At 47.2% G+C, this 15,945-nt stretch carries 13 protein-coding genes and 1 pseudogene; 11 read left to right on the forward strand and 3 right to left on the reverse strand.

Translation table 11 applies throughout. The features are described from left to right. Positions 1-74: 74 nt before the first annotated feature. On the reverse strand, positions 75-1,601 hold the full coding sequence (locus tag IQ217_RS14640) for an efflux RND transporter periplasmic adaptor subunit (protein WP_194020513.1): 1,527 nt from the start codon (positions 1,599-1,601) through the stop codon (positions 75-77). Positions 1,602-1,839: 238 nt separating this feature from the next. On the opposite strand from IQ217_RS14640, the gene IQ217_RS14645 reads away from it, so the two are divergent. Further along, complete coding sequence (locus IQ217_RS14645) at positions 1,840-2,256, forward strand: acyl-CoA thioesterase (protein ID WP_194020514.1); 417 nt, start codon at positions 1,840-1,842, stop codon at positions 2,254-2,256. 104 nt (positions 2,257-2,360) lie between these two features. After that, complete coding sequence (locus IQ217_RS14650) at positions 2,361-2,564, forward strand: hypothetical protein (protein ID WP_194020515.1); 204 nt, start codon at positions 2,361-2,363, stop codon at positions 2,562-2,564. A 134-nt stretch (positions 2,565-2,698) separates the two neighbouring features. On the opposite strand, the gene gltX is transcribed toward IQ217_RS14650, so the two are convergent. Beyond that, on the reverse strand, positions 2,699-4,150 hold the full coding sequence (gltX, locus tag IQ217_RS14655) for a glutamate--tRNA ligase (RefSeq protein WP_194020516.1): 1,452 nt from the start codon (positions 4,148-4,150) through the stop codon (positions 2,699-2,701). 159 nt (positions 4,151-4,309) lie between these two features. Here gltX and IQ217_RS14660 point away from each other — a divergent pair, with 159 nt between their 5' ends. The 7 genes from IQ217_RS14660 (at position 4,310) to IQ217_RS14690 (ending at position 11,458) form a co-directional block, all read left to right on the forward strand. Then, the gene (locus IQ217_RS14660; protein WP_194020517.1) at positions 4,310-5,935 is read left to right on the forward strand and encodes a bifunctional aminoglycoside phosphotransferase/ATP-binding protein; all 1,626 of its coding nucleotides are present in this window, start codon (positions 4,310-4,312) and stop codon (positions 5,933-5,935) included. 69 nt (positions 5,936-6,004) lie between these two features. Further along, entirely contained in the window at positions 6,005-6,784 is a 780-nt protein-coding gene (locus IQ217_RS14665; protein ID WP_194020518.1) for a peptidylprolyl isomerase, read from the forward strand. A gap of 170 nt (positions 6,785-6,954) precedes the next feature. After that, positions 6,955-7,182: a ferredoxin-thioredoxin reductase variable chain gene (locus IQ217_RS14670; RefSeq protein ID WP_190597018.1), complete on the forward strand. Its 228-nt coding sequence runs from the start codon at positions 6,955-6,957 to the stop codon at positions 7,180-7,182. Positions 7,183-7,308: 126 nt separating this feature from the next. Next, positions 7,309-8,355 (forward strand): hypothetical protein, encoded by a 1,047-nt coding sequence (locus IQ217_RS14675; protein WP_194020519.1) that lies wholly within the window; start codon positions 7,309-7,311, stop codon positions 8,353-8,355. A gap of 273 nt (positions 8,356-8,628) precedes the next feature. After that, a complete protein-coding gene (locus tag IQ217_RS14680; RefSeq protein WP_194020520.1) occupies positions 8,629-9,873 on the forward strand; it encodes a sensor histidine kinase in 1,245 nt (414 codons plus the stop codon). A gap of 89 nt (positions 9,874-9,962) precedes the next feature. Continuing rightward, the gene (locus IQ217_RS14685) at positions 9,963-10,175 is read left to right on the forward strand and encodes a DUF2839 domain-containing protein (protein WP_190596721.1); all 213 of its coding nucleotides are present in this window, start codon (positions 9,963-9,965) and stop codon (positions 10,173-10,175) included. A gap of 71 nt (positions 10,176-10,246) precedes the next feature. Beyond that, positions 10,247-11,458, forward strand: coding sequence for an N-acetyltransferase (locus IQ217_RS14690; protein ID WP_194020521.1), 1,212 nt, complete (start codon positions 10,247-10,249; stop codon positions 11,456-11,458). Between the two features lie 136 nt (positions 11,459-11,594). Here IQ217_RS14690 and yidD read toward each other — a convergent pair whose 3' ends face one another. Next, positions 11,595-11,834, reverse strand: coding sequence for a membrane protein insertion efficiency factor YidD (gene yidD / locus IQ217_RS14695; RefSeq protein ID WP_228024144.1), 240 nt, complete (start codon positions 11,832-11,834; stop codon positions 11,595-11,597). Between the two features lie 221 nt (positions 11,835-12,055). Here yidD and metH point away from each other — a divergent pair, with 221 nt between their 5' ends. Together metH and IQ217_RS19040 are read left to right on the forward strand one after the other, a co-directional pair. After that, positions 12,056-15,643 carry a methionine synthase gene (gene metH / locus IQ217_RS14700; RefSeq protein ID WP_194020523.1) on the forward strand — a complete coding sequence of 1,196 codons (3,588 nt, stop codon included), beginning with the start codon at positions 12,056-12,058 and terminating at the stop codon, positions 15,641-15,643. Positions 15,644-15,763: 120 nt separating this feature from the next. Then, positions 15,764-15,945, forward strand: a pseudogene (locus IQ217_RS19040) (IS701 family transposase); the annotation flags it as partial.

Consider the following 15,945-nt stretch of genomic DNA (forward strand, 5'->3'; position numbering starts at 1 on the left):
TCGTCAATTACCAACGGCGTTATCACCGGAGAAGGATGGAATTTGGCTTTAGCTCCAATACCAACGGAGCACGACTAGGAAGAGGATTGCTGTTTCTGTTTGTCGCCGGCCCCAGCACCACTGCCGCCGTTATTGGAAGGGGTAGCCGCACTAGCGGGTTCAATGGCCATGCCATCCCGCAACTCCAAAATTCTTGATACCGCTACCCGTTCACCGGCCTTAACGCCAGAAATAACTTGGTAGGATTGCCCCTGGATGCCGCCTAAAACCACCGGGGTTTGTCTCGCTACCAATTCTGTACCGCTGGTGCCTTCTTTGCTGTCGCTCTGGGCATTTTTCGGTTGGGCAACAAAAATAAACTGCTGGGCACCGATGGAAGTAACCGCTGTGGTGGGGATCAAAAAGCCAGGCTGGCGGTCCCAAATAATTCTGACCCGGACATACTGGTTATTGCGGAGGTTGCCGTCATTTTTGAAAATCACCTTGGCGAGGATGGACTGGTCACTGCGGTTAGCGGTGGGAGAAATAAAACTGATGCGCCCCACTTCCCCTGCTTGGCCATCGCTGCGGACAATTTCCACAGGCAAGCCGATGCGTAGATCGTTGTATCGCTCCACTGGTACGTTAATATCCAGTTCAAATTCTGTGTTGTTGGTGATGGTGGTGAAGCTCTGTCCCGTGCGGACAAAATCACCAATTTGCAAAGGTAAGTTACCCACCACACCACTAACAGGGGCCAAAACCCGGTTGTAGATCAGTTCCTGGGAAGTGGCACCAAGTTGGCCCTGGGCCTGTTCGATCGCCCCTTTTTGGGAGCTGACGGTGGCTCGGGAAGCGTTCACCCTTTGCACAGCGGCTTGGTAATTGTCCTTAGCCTGTTGCACAGCGGATCTGGAGGCGGAGACACTGGACTGGTTAGCCTGAACGGTAGCTTTGGCGGCTTGGACTGTTTTTTGAGCGGCCTCGGTGTTGGCCTTGGCATCTTCCAACTGGGTGGTGCGATTGTCCAAATCCTGTTGCGGTTGTACACCTGTTTCCACGAGGAATTGAGACCGTTTAAAGTTAATTTGGGCCAAATTCAGATTAGCTTGGGCTCGTTTTAAATCCGCTTCTCTGGTTTTTAACACCTCCTGGGAATTGGCTAAATCGGCGATCGCCCGGGCGAGGTTAGCTTCCTGGGTGGTGACAAAGGATTGGGCCGCATCCCTTTCCGATTCGGAGGTGCGGAGGTTGGCCTCACTGACTTGGAAATTAGACCGCTGGATGTTGAGATTACCGACGGCGGCGTTGACGTTTTCCTGTTGCTGGGTGGGTTCCAACAGCAAAATCGGATCTCCCTCGTTTACCTGCTGACCCCATTGGGCATAGATCCTTAAAATGCGGCCGTCAATTTTGGGTGCTAGCTCAACAAACTTCGTCGCCACTAAGTTACCGACAAATTCATTGCTGTCAGTCACAGAACTGGTTTCTAGGGTCTGCAACTGCACCGGAATGGCTTTGGGCGCACCGGCCCCTGGCTTATCCCCCCCACAGGCGGTGTTGAGCAGGGCGAGGGCCACCATTGAGCCGAACACAGGGAACTGGGAGCGTTTTTTAACCATGGAAATTTAAAAGCCGAAAAACGACGCAATGGGAACAGTAACTTAGTTAAACGAACTAGCCGAGAAAAGCCGGCAAGAACGGTCAGTTAAGGTTATTCTATCCACTAATTCAGGGATTGATTAGCGCACAATTCTTAATATTTCTGGCAATTGTTGCTAGCTTCCGAGTGGATTAGACTACGGACTCAGGAAGGCAGTTCCAAAATTTTCAGGTTAGTGCACCGTAATTGACTAAACTATGGCGACATTCACCTATGAACGACGGGTTTACCTAGGGGATACCGATGGGGCCGGGGTGGTTTATTTCAATCAATTTCTGCAGATGTGCCACGAAGCCTATGAAAGTTGGCTGATGGCGGAGAATTTACCTTTACAAAAAGTGATTAGTGCTGGGGATTTGGCCATGCCCTTGGTCCACGCAACCATTGATTTTTTCTCCCCTGCTTACTGTGGCGATCGCCTGGTGGTAACCCTGACCGTTACCCTGGCTAGTCCCCATCGTTTTTGCTGTGATTATCAGATCAGCCAGGCAGAATCGTTGCAATTGGTGGCCCGGGCCCAAACCCACCATGTCTGCATTGCCTTACCAGCAAGGAAAAAAGCGCCATTACCTCCCAGTTGGCAAAGGACGATCGGTGACTTAGATCACCATTGAGGGGTGACTGTGGTCATTGTCAAACCAGATGGAAATATTAGACTTGGATTTGGTGAGACTTTGCCTGGCGATCGCCTACATTGCCTACGCTTTGAGCAGTATCCGTGAAAATCTCTTCCCAACCGTTGCGACCTTCCCCTTACACGGCCTACCGGGACCCTGATACGGGACAATGGCGCGTTGCTACACAGAATCGGGAAGAACAAGGGGAATCAAAGGGACAAAAGGACGAATTCTTCGGTGGCGAAGTTGAGAACAGCAACAATGACCAACAACAGGGGCTGAAGGAATATTTGGTCAAATTTTAATTTGCCTCCCCCAGCTTCCCAGTAAATTGGCACGAAATTAGTCGGTCTGCCCTCTGTCCCCTTGACCTCCCTGACTGAAGCTAAGATTTAGGGAAAGTCTCCTCCGGTTTGTCCAAGTAGAGTCGGCATCGGGTTTACCCCTGGGCGATCGCCTGGGTGAGTCGAGGGGTGGCCCAGCCCTTTTGGTGTAGCAATAGCCACGATTGCAGTAAATCTGGCCCCTGTACAGTGCCCATGAGCCCAGCCCGCAAAGATTTCATTACCACGCCTTTTTTTAGACCTAGTTCCTTGGTCAAACGATTAATCTCCCCTTTTGCTTCATCCAAGGTTAACTCCGGGGTGCTTTGACTAAAGGCCAGGGCTGCTTCCAAAACGGCTTTAGCTCCTTCCACAGCCAACTGTTTCGCCCCATCTTCCTGGAGGTCTAGGCGATCGCCAAACAATAATTTACTTTCGGCCACCGCATCGGTGAGTCTGGTCAAGCTGGGGGCAATTAGGCCGGCCAAACTTGCCAACCAAGCACCATCTTTTTCCAGATCAATTGCATAGCCAGCTCCTTGCCACTGGGGAATGAGGAGAGGAACTAATTCTGCTGTTGGTAGGCTATGAAGATATTGACTATTGATCCAATCTAATTTTTGCCAGTCAAACTTAGCTCCGGCTTTATTGACCCGTTCTAAACTGAACTGCTCCGCCGCTTCTGCCAAAGTAAAAATCTCCTGGGTCGAATCCGGGGGAGTCCAGCCCAGTAAGCACATATAGTTGGCGATCGCCTGGGGCAGAAAACCCATGGCCCGGAAATCATCGATGGAAGTTACCCCATCCCGTTTGGACAATTTTTTGCCTTCCTGGTTCAAAATTAACGGCGTATGGGCAAAGGTGGGTACAGCACTGCCTAGGGCCTCGTAGAGCAAAATTTGCTTAGCAGTATTGGCAATGTGGTCTTCCCCCCGGATCACGTGGGTAATGGCCATGTCAATGTCGTCCACCACCACCGCCAGGTTATACAGGGGTTGCCCAAAGCCATCCTCAGCTTTTTCCGGTGTCCGGGCAATGACCATATCTCCCCCCAGATCACTGCCCTGCCAAACCATCTGTCCCCGGATTTGATCCTGCCAAACAATCTGGCGATCATCGTCAATACGAAAACGAATCACCGCCTGGCGACCTTCTGCGAGAAAAGCCGCTTCCTGTTCTGGGCTTAAATTACGGTGGCGATTATCGTAACGGGGAGCTTGGTTATTGGCCTTTTGGGCTTCCCGCATTTGCTCCAATTCTTCACTGGTGCAATAGCAACGGTAGGCCAACCCCTGATCAAGTAATTGCTGGATTGCTTGGCGGTAATGATCTAACCGTTGGGTTTGGAAAAAAGGCCCCTCATCCCAATTCAGACCCAACCATTGCAGTCCCGACTGAATATTTTCCGTGTATTCCGGCTTGGAGCGCTCCAAATCCGTATCCTCCACCCGCAGAATGAAAGTGCCTCCGGTGTGGCGGGCAAACAACCAATTAAAAACGGCGGTGCGGGCAGTCCCAATGTGGAGATTGCCGGTGGGACTGGGGGCAATGCGGACACGGACAGTCACAGGTTTTCCTCGTTGCAATAATTTTCTGGGCGGTTATTCATCGTACCCCAAAGCTTTGCATCCATTGATAGTGGTGATAGTTGCGGGAGTTCAGCCCCATGGTCAATATGCTTTGGTGATGGGACTAATATGGGGGAGGGAATTAACTTACCGTTACCCATGAATAGCATTTCTGAGCCACTGGATTTGTCCGCCCAAGACCTCTTTCTTAGTTTGTTGCACACCCTGCAGCGGGCTAGTTTTTATCCCCACCCTGTCCAGGAACCGATTCAGTGTTTACAAACCCATTGTTCGGTAGTGTTTTTAACGGGGAAATATGCCTACAAGTTAAAAAAGCCGGTTGATTTAGGTTTTTTAGACTATTCCACTGCCGCAAAGCGCAAACATTTTTTAGAAGAAGAGTTACGTTTAAATTCCCCCGTGGCACCGGATATTTACCAGGAAGTTTTAGCAGTTGAGTTAAAAGATAACCAATGGCAATGGCAGGAGAAAAAAGAGTCTACTGGCGGCAACTCTCAGTCGAAGGATTATCTGCTAAAAATGACCCAATTTCCGCAGGATTGTTTGCTTTTATCTTTGTTTGAACAGGGGAAGTTATCCAGCCAAGACATTATTGCCCTGGCCAAAAGAGTGGCGGAATTTCACCAGGACACGGTAACCAATGCTGAAATTACTAGTTTTGGCGATCCAGAGGTGATTTGGCAGTCTGTATCAGCTAATTTTTCGGCGACGGAAAAATATTTAGGCGTTGCCCAGGAACCCAATAAATACCAACAAATTCGCCAATTTAGTGAGGATTTTTACCAAACCCAGGACCAAATTTTTCGACAGAGGCAGGCCATGGGCAAAATCCGTGAATGCCATGGTGACTTACATCTAAGAAATTTATGCCAGTGGCGGGGCAAGATTCAATTATTTGATCGCATTGATTTTAACCAACCCTTTCGTTTTGTGGATGTAATGTATGACATTGCCTTTACAGTGATGGACCTCCAAGCCAAGGGCAGAATGGACTGGGCCTATTTATTTTTAAATATTTATTTGGAGCAAACGGGAGATTGGCACGGCTTACAGGTGTTACCTTTTTATCTCTGCCGCCAAGCTTATGTGCGGGCAAAGGTAACCTCTTTTTTATTAGATGATGCCAATTTAACTCAAGTAGAAAAGGAGCAAGCTTTAGGGACAGCTAAAGATTATTATCACTTGGCATGGCAGTATAGTCAGCAGGGACAACAAATAAGGAGAGAAATAGTTTTAATGGCTGGGTTATCAGGGTCAGGGAAAAGCACCGTTGCCCAGCAACTTGGTCAACTTTTACCCGCTGTTCATATCCGCTCCGATGCAGTGCGTAAACATATAGGAGGAGTAAACCTAGACAAGCCGGGGAAAGCTAATTTGTACAGCAAGGCCATGACAGAAAAGGTTTACCAGCAATTGCTCGATTTAGCTGCTTTAGTGGTCAACTCCGGTTTTAATGTCATCCTCGATGCCAAATTTGACCGGGTATCATGGCGATCGCCTATTATCGAATTTGCGGTGCGGGAACAGCTTGCTTTTACTGTTATCAATTGCGATGCTCCCATAGAAGTTTTAACAAAACGTCTGCAGTCTCGTCGGGGAGATATTTCCGATGCCAATGAGACATTGTTACTGCTCCAGACCCTCGATTGGGAAGATTTCACCGAATCGGAAGAACCTTGGGTTTTTTGCCTCGATACCTCTGTTGTGGAAGAAAACCATTTACCAGAGGAACTTTTACGGATATTTCTCCCCCCGTCTGATTGATGTTTAGGTCAGCTTGGGCTAGGGTTATGGAGCAATGAAGCTATATTGTGCGTTAGGAGTTGGCTAGTTATGTCGGTGGTGTTGACGGTCGGCGATCGCCAGGTGAGGGATGACGAAATGTATTCCCTACTGGTGGAGTATCAACTATTGCCCCATTTAGCCCGGGAAATTTTACTTGATCAGGCAGTGGCCCACATCCAACTGACCCCGGAAGAACAACAGGAAAATTTAGGGCTTTTTTACCAACAGACCCAGATTACCAACGAAGAACAAAGACAGGCTTGGTTAAAGCAATCCGGTATGACCCTGGAGCAACTGGAAGCTTCGATTTTACGCACCGCTCGTTTGGAAAAATTTAAACATCAAACCTGGGACGATCAACTGGAAGGGCATTTCCTCAACAGCAAAGATAAATTAGACCAGGTCATCTATTCCCTGATCCGCAGTCGAGATTCGGGGATTATTCAAGAACTCTATTTTCGCATTCAGGAAGGGGAGGGAGATTTTAGTGCCCTAGCTCGGCAGTATTCCGAGGGGCCAGAGGCCCAAAATGGCGGCTTGATCGGCCCCGTTGAGCTCAATGTGCCCCACCCCCAAATAGTGCAACTACTGAAAAGTACCCCCGCCGGCCAACTCTGTCTGCCAGTGGCCGTGGGAGAGTGGTGGATTCTGCTCAGGCTAGAAAAATACATTTCTAGTCAACTGGATGACAATATCCGGCAACGGTTGCGCAATGATCTTTTCCAAACCTGGTTGAGCCAACAAATCCAAACCAAAATCGAGTTTGCCGTCCCTTCTCCCCCTGAAACGTCGCAGATAGATACTGATTTGATCGTAACTCAGGAATAACCAGCCCTAGACCTTCGCCCTTACCCTCGGCAGTCCCTCCCCAAGGGAATGCTTGCTTAGCGGGGGCTAACCTATGCAAAAATGGAGACTCTATGCCCACAGCGCCATTTTTTGGCTTCTGTGCCCGTAGACCCTGTCCATAAACCAAGCCAACCCTAGAGAAAAACCCTATGAATGTCGGCGATCGTGTTCGAGTCACCTCCTCCGTTGTGGTTTACCACCATCCAGAACATAAAAAAATAGCCTTTGATTTGCAAGGTATGGAAGGGGAAGTGGCCGCCGTATTGACCGAATGGCAGGGCAGACCCATTAGTGCCAATTTGCCAGTTTTGGTGAAATTTGAAAAACGGTTCAAAGCCCATTTCCGCCCTGATGAAGTCAGCATTATTGAGGGTTGATCTGCTTCTCTTCGATACAGCGCCGTGGCTTTTTCAATTACTTACTCAATCAAGTTGATTAAAATGTTGATTGAGTGAGATTTGACTCTTTTCAGTAACATTGGGGATTCCCCAGAAGCTTTGCCCATGGCTAGATCAAATAAAGAAGGTAATCAGTCCCCAGAATCAGGTAGGGAACAGCCCTGGTGGAATCGTCCTGTGTTGGGGAAAGGAAGCCTAATTGAAGGCATTATCCAGACTAAACCGGATGTACCAGAAGAAGCTTTAATTGAGCACAGAAAACACGTCAGCGATCTCTATATTTTTGCTAAAACGGCTGAGGCGATCGACAGTCCCCAGTTTTTGGACCAAGAATTCATCACCTACATCAAAATTCAATATATGTTGGACAATGATCTGGGGGAATATGGGGGACTTAAACAAAGTTACCGATACTTAGAGCTAGCTATTGACGTCAAAGATTTGCTCCTGTTTATTAACCAAACTGAACTTAGATACCGGGGTTATAAGCAACAGGAATTTTATGACCAGGTGCCTCATATTCTCAAGGAATCGGAAGATGCCGACACCTTCAAACAACAGCTAGAAGCCACTGTCGCTGAAGCCATTAACCAAACAAAAACGCCGGAGGGGAAAGATGCTCTTAGCCACTACGTTGATAACCTAAAGCAAATATCAGATAATCCCCTAGGACTCAACTTACTGAGAAGATTTCATTCTTTTGAACAGTCTGACTATTCTGTGTTGGTGAGTATTTCAGACCTAATTCGTAATATTGAAATTCGAAGCATTCACGACCTTGCTGTTTTAACCCATCTGGTTAACAAAAACATTGCCGTTTTTGATAAAATCAGCCAAATTATTCAGATACCAGCGGAAAAAAATAATAGCCGTTCCTTTGCTTTGATGATACAATTCATCGCCCTGAATCATCAACATGGCAATACGGCTCTAAAATTTGAACAATTAATTCAAGTACTGCGACAGTGGTTAAAATATTATTGCTCAATTATTAGTATTCAACAAGCTTACCCTGAAGCTGACTACAAACAACCACCGGAATTTGCCGAGCCAATTGCGGGAGAAAAAATTTATCGAAAATACTTGAATATCCTAACGGATAAAACTCAACAAATTTATTACTATGATCTGGGGCAAAATGTGCCCATATAAAGCTCTATAAAGTTTGAAGAATTTTATTTCCTTTGTTTCTAATAGATAGACAAAGTTTAACAAGTCCTAGTTGACTGCCCCCAGCTCTCTATCTGGCAGGCTAAAATTTTTCTATAGTGAGTGATTAGAAAGCTGCTCAATCTTACCCTGGGCATGCAATCCCCAGTAAATTAGACAATGGGCTTGGGTTAATTAGCTAATATAGATACAATTCTATTTATTAGCCCGGCCATTGCCTATGGCATCAATATTTCATTGGCTTTGAGTGTCACTATGGGTTCCAATTTCCCTAACAGGAAAATTTTGCCAACGGCCGGGGATGGGTTTGAGCAATCCATAGCTAGATTGATTGTGAGCATTATTCCGGTGCAAGCAATTTATTATTGGAACTTAGGAACTACCCCTGCCGGAGTGGAAATTATCCCGACCCTTTCCATTGTTCTCCAGACTGAGCATGCCCCAAGGTTCATGGCGGAAAAATGCCTCAAATTTATTGGCGATCGCCAAGGAGAATTACAACGGGGAAAGAGCTTATTAACCGATTTAAAACAACACTGGCAAGAAATTAACCCAGCTAGTTTTGATTCTGGGGCAGTGCAGGGAAACATTCATGGCGATTTGCCTTATTTCCTCTTACCTATTTTTCAGCACAATCAATATGTTAGTGGCATTTGCTTAGTTTGGCCCCACAGCCAATGGCGTCTTGAGCAATATCGTTTTCTGCAGGAAGTGGGTACGGTGTTTGCCTACCAATACCATGGTGAGTCTGAAGCATGGCCTTCCCAGGAAAGTTACAAGGTTGGCGATCGCCATGCCCCCATGACGATTAACTTGAGCCATATTCACCACGAATTTAGGACTCCGCTCACGGCCATTATTGGTTTTGCCAGAATGCTAAGGGATGAACTTTATGGCAAATTAAATCTTAAACAACACCAATACGTGCAAGGTACCTTGAATTCCGCTGAACATTTACTGTCCCTAGTGAATGATTTTCTCGATCTGTCAAAAATTGATGCCCGTTGCGAAGAATTATTCTATGAACAGGTGGCAGTGGAAGATCTATGTCTTTCGGTAATTTCCATGGTGCAAACTAAGGCTAAAGAAAAACAATTAGCCCTAAATCTGACCATTGATGATGGAGTAGATTTTTGCTATGTCGATCAAAGGCGTTGGAAACAAATCTTAATTAATCTCCTTTCCAACGGGGTCAAATTTACCCCCCAGGGGAGTGTGACCTTGGCGGTAAAAGCCACCGAGGAAGCCTTAATTTTTTCCGTGATTGACACTGGCATTGGCATCAGCCCGGAAGATCAGAGGGATTTGTTTCAACCTTTTAAGCAAATTTCCCCTCCCCTTAGTTTTGCTGAAAAAGGTACTGGCCTGGGGTTAGCCCTCTCCCGTCGCTTGGCCCAACTCCATGGTGGTGATATTCAATTAACTTCAACTCCTGGGGTTGGTAGCTGTTTTTCAGCGATTCTGCCCCTGAAAACACCGGCTAAAAATCACCAAACCTGACAATGACGTGATTGAAAGTTGGCAGTTTTATGGATAAAATTCTGTTGTTAAAATTATCACAATTTACTGAACTTAGGATAAAAACAAACATGGGAGAATCAAAGCGTCGTAAACAATCCCTTGGCGATCGCTATGGCCAGGATCAACGGATTGTGGAGTGGCTGCCTTTAACCAAAAAACAAGCCGAGGATTTCTATAAATGGACTACCAAAGGAGCCTGGATTGGCATTGGTGTGATGGCGGGCTTGTGGGTCACAGTCAGATTTATTGGCCCCACTTTTGGCTGGTGGACCGTCCAGTAAACCGGCGATCGCCGAGTCCCAACGTCGGGAAAAGCAGTTAATATGGGGAGGACGCCGTTCTTTGCCGCCCTATGGTTACCCTTAATGAAACTGACTTGTTGGTGGTTCGGGGAGTTCAGTTCCGGGACCTGGAAAATTTAGATAAACTGACCGACCAACAGGGGGCAATGTCGGGCAGTTCATTGGCGGGTAGATTGCCGCAGAATCTTTTCTGGTACGGCATGCTTAGGGCCTTGGGTTGTTTTCCCAATCCGTTGCAACATCTTTTCCATTGCTTTGTGGCGGAGCAAAAACCCCAGGGTACCATCGGTGGCTTTGTGCAGGTGACCCCGTTCAACACCAGTCGCTCCACTTGGAAAATAGAGCAACTGTCGGTGCAAGCCCAGGCCATCCAGCCGGAATTAGTAACAGACCCGAAAGGTATGGGGTCCCAGCTATTGCGCTACTGTTTTCAAAATGTCTGGGAAGCCCGCACCTGGGTGTTGGATGTGGACGTAAACGATAAAAATATCCTTGCTCTTTACCGGCAGAATGGTTTTCAGCCCCTAGCCCAAATTACCCATTGGTCCTTGTCGGCGGAACTGTTGACCAGTCTGGCCCAGAACGATCCTGACTTACCCAATTTACTGCCCGTAAGCAATGCTGATGCGGCCCTGCTCTGTCAGCTTGATTGTGTTTCCATGCCCCCTTTGATGCGTCAGGTGTTTGACCGCCATGTGGCGGATTTCAAGCGGCGCTTTTTGAGTTCCCTATTAAACCGTTGGCAAAATTGGTACACCCACCAGGAAGAGGTCAGCGGCTACGTCTTTGAACCTCAACGCAAAGCGGCGATCGCCTATTTCAAACTCACCCTGTCCACCGACGGCCAACAGGCCCACCAAGCGGAATTAACTGTACATCCTGCCTATACTTGGCTTTACCCCAAACTGCTAGTGAAAATGGCGCAACTAGTCCAAGGACTTCCCCCCCAAGCCCTCATGTTAGAGTCGGCCGATTATCAACATGAACGGGAAGAATATTTGGAACAGTTGGGGGCCCAGCGTCAGCAACATCGTTTGTTGATGTCCCGTTCCGTCTGGCACAAACTCAAAGAAACTAAGCCGGAGCGATTGCAACTTTCGGAAGTATTACAGGGACTACAGCCATTGCCCCGCACCCCCATTCCCAGTCGTATGTCTCTGTTGAATTTACCGTTAAAATCCCAAAAAGACCGTCCAGATAACCAAGATAAACAGGTTAATTTGGGGCATGAGGATTTACCGGAAAACGGTCATCACATTTAAATTTTAGGGTCTGTTGGTAACATTCCGGTTTGCTCAATCAATTCCCTAATACCGGGAATTTTTTCACTAGTTTCTGCCCTATTGAAGGGAGCGGTAGGGCGAGAATTTCCAGTGATTTAACCGCTCAAACCGGAGCCTAAGAAGAAACTTTCCCTTGCTCGGGGTTGGGTACAGGGTCATAACCCCCCGGATGTAGGGGATGGCAGCGCAAAATCCTTTTCAAAGCCAGATAACTACCCCGCCAGACTCCGTGGATTTTCACCGCATCTAAGGCGTACTGGGAGCAAGTGGGCTGAAAACGACAACTGGGCGGAAACAACGGTGAAATCAAGACCCGATAGAGTTTGATCAGAGTTAAAAGTAATTTTTTCATCATTTACTAGTGACTATTGATCATAGAATAACAACTTTTTAATTGGGGCTCTAATTAATCTTTAAATTTTCCTTATTCACAACTAATTTATTCATATTTATTGGTGGTGGATAATTGTCGGAAATAATGCCATGACCCCATTTCCACGTTGTTAGATTAGCGCCAAGCCCCATATAATATGCCATAACCCTGATCCAATCTAGCTTCTGGTCTCCGACCTTCCTATGAAAAGTGCTTTTTTAGACCGTCTCCACAGTCCCGATCGCCCGGTATTAGTCTTTGACGGGGCTATGGGTACAAACCTGCAGGTACAAAACCTAACGGCGGCGGATTTTGGCGGGGCGGAATACGAAGGCTGTAATGAATATTTAGTCCATACTAAGCCAGAGGCGGTGGCCACGGTGCATCGTGCTTTTTATGAAGCGGGGGCCGATGTGGTAGAAACAGATACCTTTGGGGGCACCCCCTTGGTGTTGGCGGAGTACGATTTGGCAGATCAAAGCTATTACTTGAATAAGGCGGCGGCGGCGTTGGCCAAGTCAGTGGCGGCGGAATTTACCACCCCAGAAAAACCACGATTTGTGGCGGGTTCCATGGGGCCGGGGACTAAGTTACCCACCCTAGGTCATGTGGACTATGACAGCCTCAAGGATGCCTATGTGGTCCAGGTGCGCGGCCTGTACGACGGCGGGGTGGATTTATTGCTAGTTGAAACCTGTCAGGATGTGTTGCAAATTAAGGCGGCCCTGAACGCCATTGAACAGGTCTTTGCCGAAAAAGGCGATCGCCTACCATTGATGGTGTCAGTCACCATGGAAACCATGGGTACCATGCTGGTGGGTACGGAGATGGCGGCGGCTTTGGCCATTTTGGAACCCTATCCCATTGATATTTTGGGGCTGAACTGTGCCACCGGGCCGGACTTGATGAAGGAGCACGTCAAATATCTTTCTGAACATTCTCCCTTTGTGGTGTCCTGTATTCCCAATGCTGGTTTGCCAGAAAACGTTGGCGGCCAAGCTTTTTATCGCCTCACCCCGGTGGAACTGCAAATGTCCCTGATGCACTTCATTGAAGACCTGGGGGTACAGGTAATCGGTGGCTGTTGCGGCACCAGACCAGATCACATCAAAGCTTTGGCAGACATTGCCAAGGATCTGCATCCGAAGGAGCGTCAACCCCGGTACGAGCCCAGCGCCGCCTCCATTTATTCCACCCAAACCTATGCCCAGGAAAATTCTTTCTTAATCGTAGGGGAAAGGCTCAATGCCAGTGGTTCCAAAAAATGTCGGGATCTGCTCAATGTCGAAGATTGGGACAGCCTAGTTTCCCTGGCTAAATCCCAGGTAAAAGAAGGAGCCCAAATCCTTGATGTCAACGTCGATTACGTCGGTCGGGATGGGGTGCGGGATATGAAAGAATTGGCTTCCCGTTTAGTCAATAATGTCACCCTGCCTTTAATGTTGGACTCCACCGAATGGCAAAAAATGGAAGCCGGTTTAAAGGTAGCCGGGGGAAAATGTATTCTCAATTCCACCAACTACGAAGACGGGGAAGAAAGATTTTATAAACTATTGGAAATTGCTAAGGAATATGGGGCTGGCATTGTCATCGGCACCATCGATGAAGATGGCATGGGGCGCACGGCCGATAAAAAATTTGAGATTGCCAAACGGGCCTACGAAGCGGCGATCGCCTTTGGTATTCCGGCCACGGAAATTTTCTTTGATCCTTTAGCCTTGCCTATTTCCACCGGCATTGAAGAAGACCGAGAAAACGGGAAAGCCACCGTGGATGCCATCCGCAGAATTCGCCAGGAATTACCTGATTGCCATATTTTATTGGGGGTTTCCAACGTTTCCTTTGGATTGAATCCCGCCGCCCGCCAGGTGCTCAATTCGATCTTTCTCCACGAATGTATGCAGGTGGGTATGGATGCGGCCATTGTCAGTGCTAACAAAATTTTACCCCTGGCAAAAATCGATCCAGAACAGCAACAGGTGTGCCTAGATTTAATTTATGATCGTCGGGAATTTGCAGGCGATCGCTGCACCTATGACCCGTTAACGAAGCTAACCACCTTATTTGAAGGAAAAACTACCAAACGGGACAAATCCGGTGACGCTAATTTGCCGGTGGAAGAAAGGCTGAAACGCCACATTATTGATGGAGAAAGACTGGGTTTAGAAGATGCGCTGAATGAAGCTCTAAAACTTTATCCTCCCCTAGATATTATTAATATCTATTTATTAGATGGTATGAAAGTGGTGGGGGAACTATTCGGCTCCGGACAGATGCAGTTACCCTTCGTGTTGCAATCGGCCCAAACCATGAAAGCGGCGGTGGCATTTTTAGAGCCCCACATGGATAAGGATGATTCCGTTGATAATGCCAAGGGTACTTTTTTAATCGCCACCGTTAAGGGGGATGTCCACGACATTGGCAAAAATTTAGTCGATATTATTCTTTCCAATAATGGCTATCGGGTGGTTAACCTGGGCATTAAACAGCCAGTGGAAAATATTATTGAAGCCTACAAAGAACATCGGCCAGACTGCATTGCCATGAGCGGATTATTAGTGAAATCCACCGCCTTTATGAAGGAAAACTTGGATGTTTTTAATAATGAAGGTATCACTGTTCCCGTTATTCTGGGCGGAGCGGCGTTAACCCCTAAATTTGTCCATCAAGATTGCCAAAACACCTATAAAGGTCAAGTGGTCTATGGGAAAGATGCCTTTGCGGATCTGCACTTTATGGATAAGTTAATGCCCGCTAAGCAGTCTAGCAATTGGGACGATTTTCAAGGCTTTTTAGGGGAGTATGCCGAAGAAAATGGCCATGGGTTAATAACGGATGATGGGGCCAAGACCAACTTTGGCATCGAAGATGAAAAATTAATTGATGCGCGGAAACAACCCACAGAGCCAGAGGTCATTGATACCTTTCGTTCCGAAGCAGTGGACCCCAACTTAGAAAGACCTGTGCCGCCTTTTTGGGGTACGAGAATTTTGCACCCCAATGATATTTCCCTAGAAGAAGTGTTTCCCCTTTTGGACTTGCAAGCTCTCTTTGTCGGTCAGTGGCAATTTCGCAAACCCAGAGAGCAATCCCGGGAAGAGTATGACCAGTTTTTGGCAGAAAAAGTCCATCCGATTCTGGCCGAATGGAAAGCGAAAGTCATAGCGGAAGATTTACTCCATCCCACGGTGGTTTATGGTTATTTTCCCTGTCAATCTCAAGGCAATACCTTATTGATTTACGATCCTGAACTGATCAGCCAAAATAAGGGCCAAATTCCTCCGGATGCAACGGCGATCGCCAAGTTTGAGTTTCCTCGGCAAAAGTCGGGTCGGCGGCTTTGTATTGCGGACTTTTTTGCTCCAAAAGAATCAGGGATTACCGATGTTTTTCCTTTACAGGCGGTGACGGTGGGGGAAATAGCGACGGAATATGCCAGGAAACTATTTGCCGGCGATAATTACACCGATTACCTCTACTTCCATGGCATGGCAGTGCAAATGGCGGAAGCTTTAGCCGAGTGGACCCACCAACGGATACGCCAGGAATTGGGCTTTGGGCATTTAGACCCCGATAACATTCGTGATCTTCTCCAACAACGTTACCAAGGTTCCCGTTACAGTTTTGGCTACCCTGCTTGCCCCAACATGCAGGATCAATACACCCAATTGGAACTGTTACAAACAGAACGGATCGGCTTGTATATGGACGAAAGTGAACAGGTTTATCCGGAACAATCGACAACGGCGATCATTGCCTACCATCCCACTGCCAAATATTTCAGTGCTTAACTCAGAGTGACGATTAAATTCATTAACAAATAACTAGGATTTTTCTGTTTAGAGTATCCCTCTTTCATCAAAATGGGTGAATTAGAATGGAGATAAAAGGCTGGAAAGCTTGGAGGGAGTATGACGAAGGTAAGAGAAGCGAAAAAGACAGTACAATGTGTAGACACGTATAGTAAACTGTATAAAGATATATTTCCAGATGTGAGAGCTTATGAAGCTTTTAAATACCTGATGGTGGGAATATTAAGTGATATAAAAAGAAAAAGCTTGCCAGCGATAGCATCATCATTAGGATTAGAAAA

Source organism: Synechocystis salina LEGE 00031 (assembly GCF_015207985.1).
Taxonomy (GTDB): domain Bacteria; phylum Cyanobacteriota; class Cyanobacteriia; order Cyanobacteriales; family Microcystaceae; genus Synechocystis; species Synechocystis salina.

Coding starts and splice junctions, on each gene's coding strand:
- IQ217_RS14640 (WP_194020513.1), bottom strand. CDS start 1,601: ATGGTTAAAAAACGCTCCCAGTTCCCTGTGTTCGGCTCAATGGTGGCC.
- IQ217_RS14645 (WP_194020514.1), top strand. CDS start 1,840: ATGGCGACATTCACCTATGAACGACGGGTTTACCTAGGGGATACCGAT.
- IQ217_RS14660 (WP_194020517.1), top strand. CDS start 4,310: ATGAATAGCATTTCTGAGCCACTGGATTTGTCCGCCCAAGACCTCTTT.
- IQ217_RS14665 (WP_194020518.1), top strand. CDS start 6,005: ATGTCGGTGGTGTTGACGGTCGGCGATCGCCAGGTGAGGGATGACGAA.
- IQ217_RS14670 (WP_190597018.1), top strand. CDS start 6,955: ATGAATGTCGGCGATCGTGTTCGAGTCACCTCCTCCGTTGTGGTTTAC.
- IQ217_RS14675 (WP_194020519.1), top strand. CDS start 7,309: ATGGCTAGATCAAATAAAGAAGGTAATCAGTCCCCAGAATCAGGTAGG.
- IQ217_RS14680 (WP_194020520.1), top strand. CDS start 8,629: ATGGGTTCCAATTTCCCTAACAGGAAAATTTTGCCAACGGCCGGGGAT.
- IQ217_RS14685 (WP_190596721.1), top strand. CDS start 9,963: ATGGGAGAATCAAAGCGTCGTAAACAATCCCTTGGCGATCGCTATGGC.
- IQ217_RS14690 (WP_194020521.1), top strand. CDS start 10,247: ATGGTTACCCTTAATGAAACTGACTTGTTGGTGGTTCGGGGAGTTCAG.
- yidD (WP_228024144.1), bottom strand. CDS start 11,834: ATGATGAAAAAATTACTTTTAACTCTGATCAAACTCTATCGGGTCTTG.
- metH (WP_194020523.1), top strand. CDS start 12,056: ATGAAAAGTGCTTTTTTAGACCGTCTCCACAGTCCCGATCGCCCGGTA.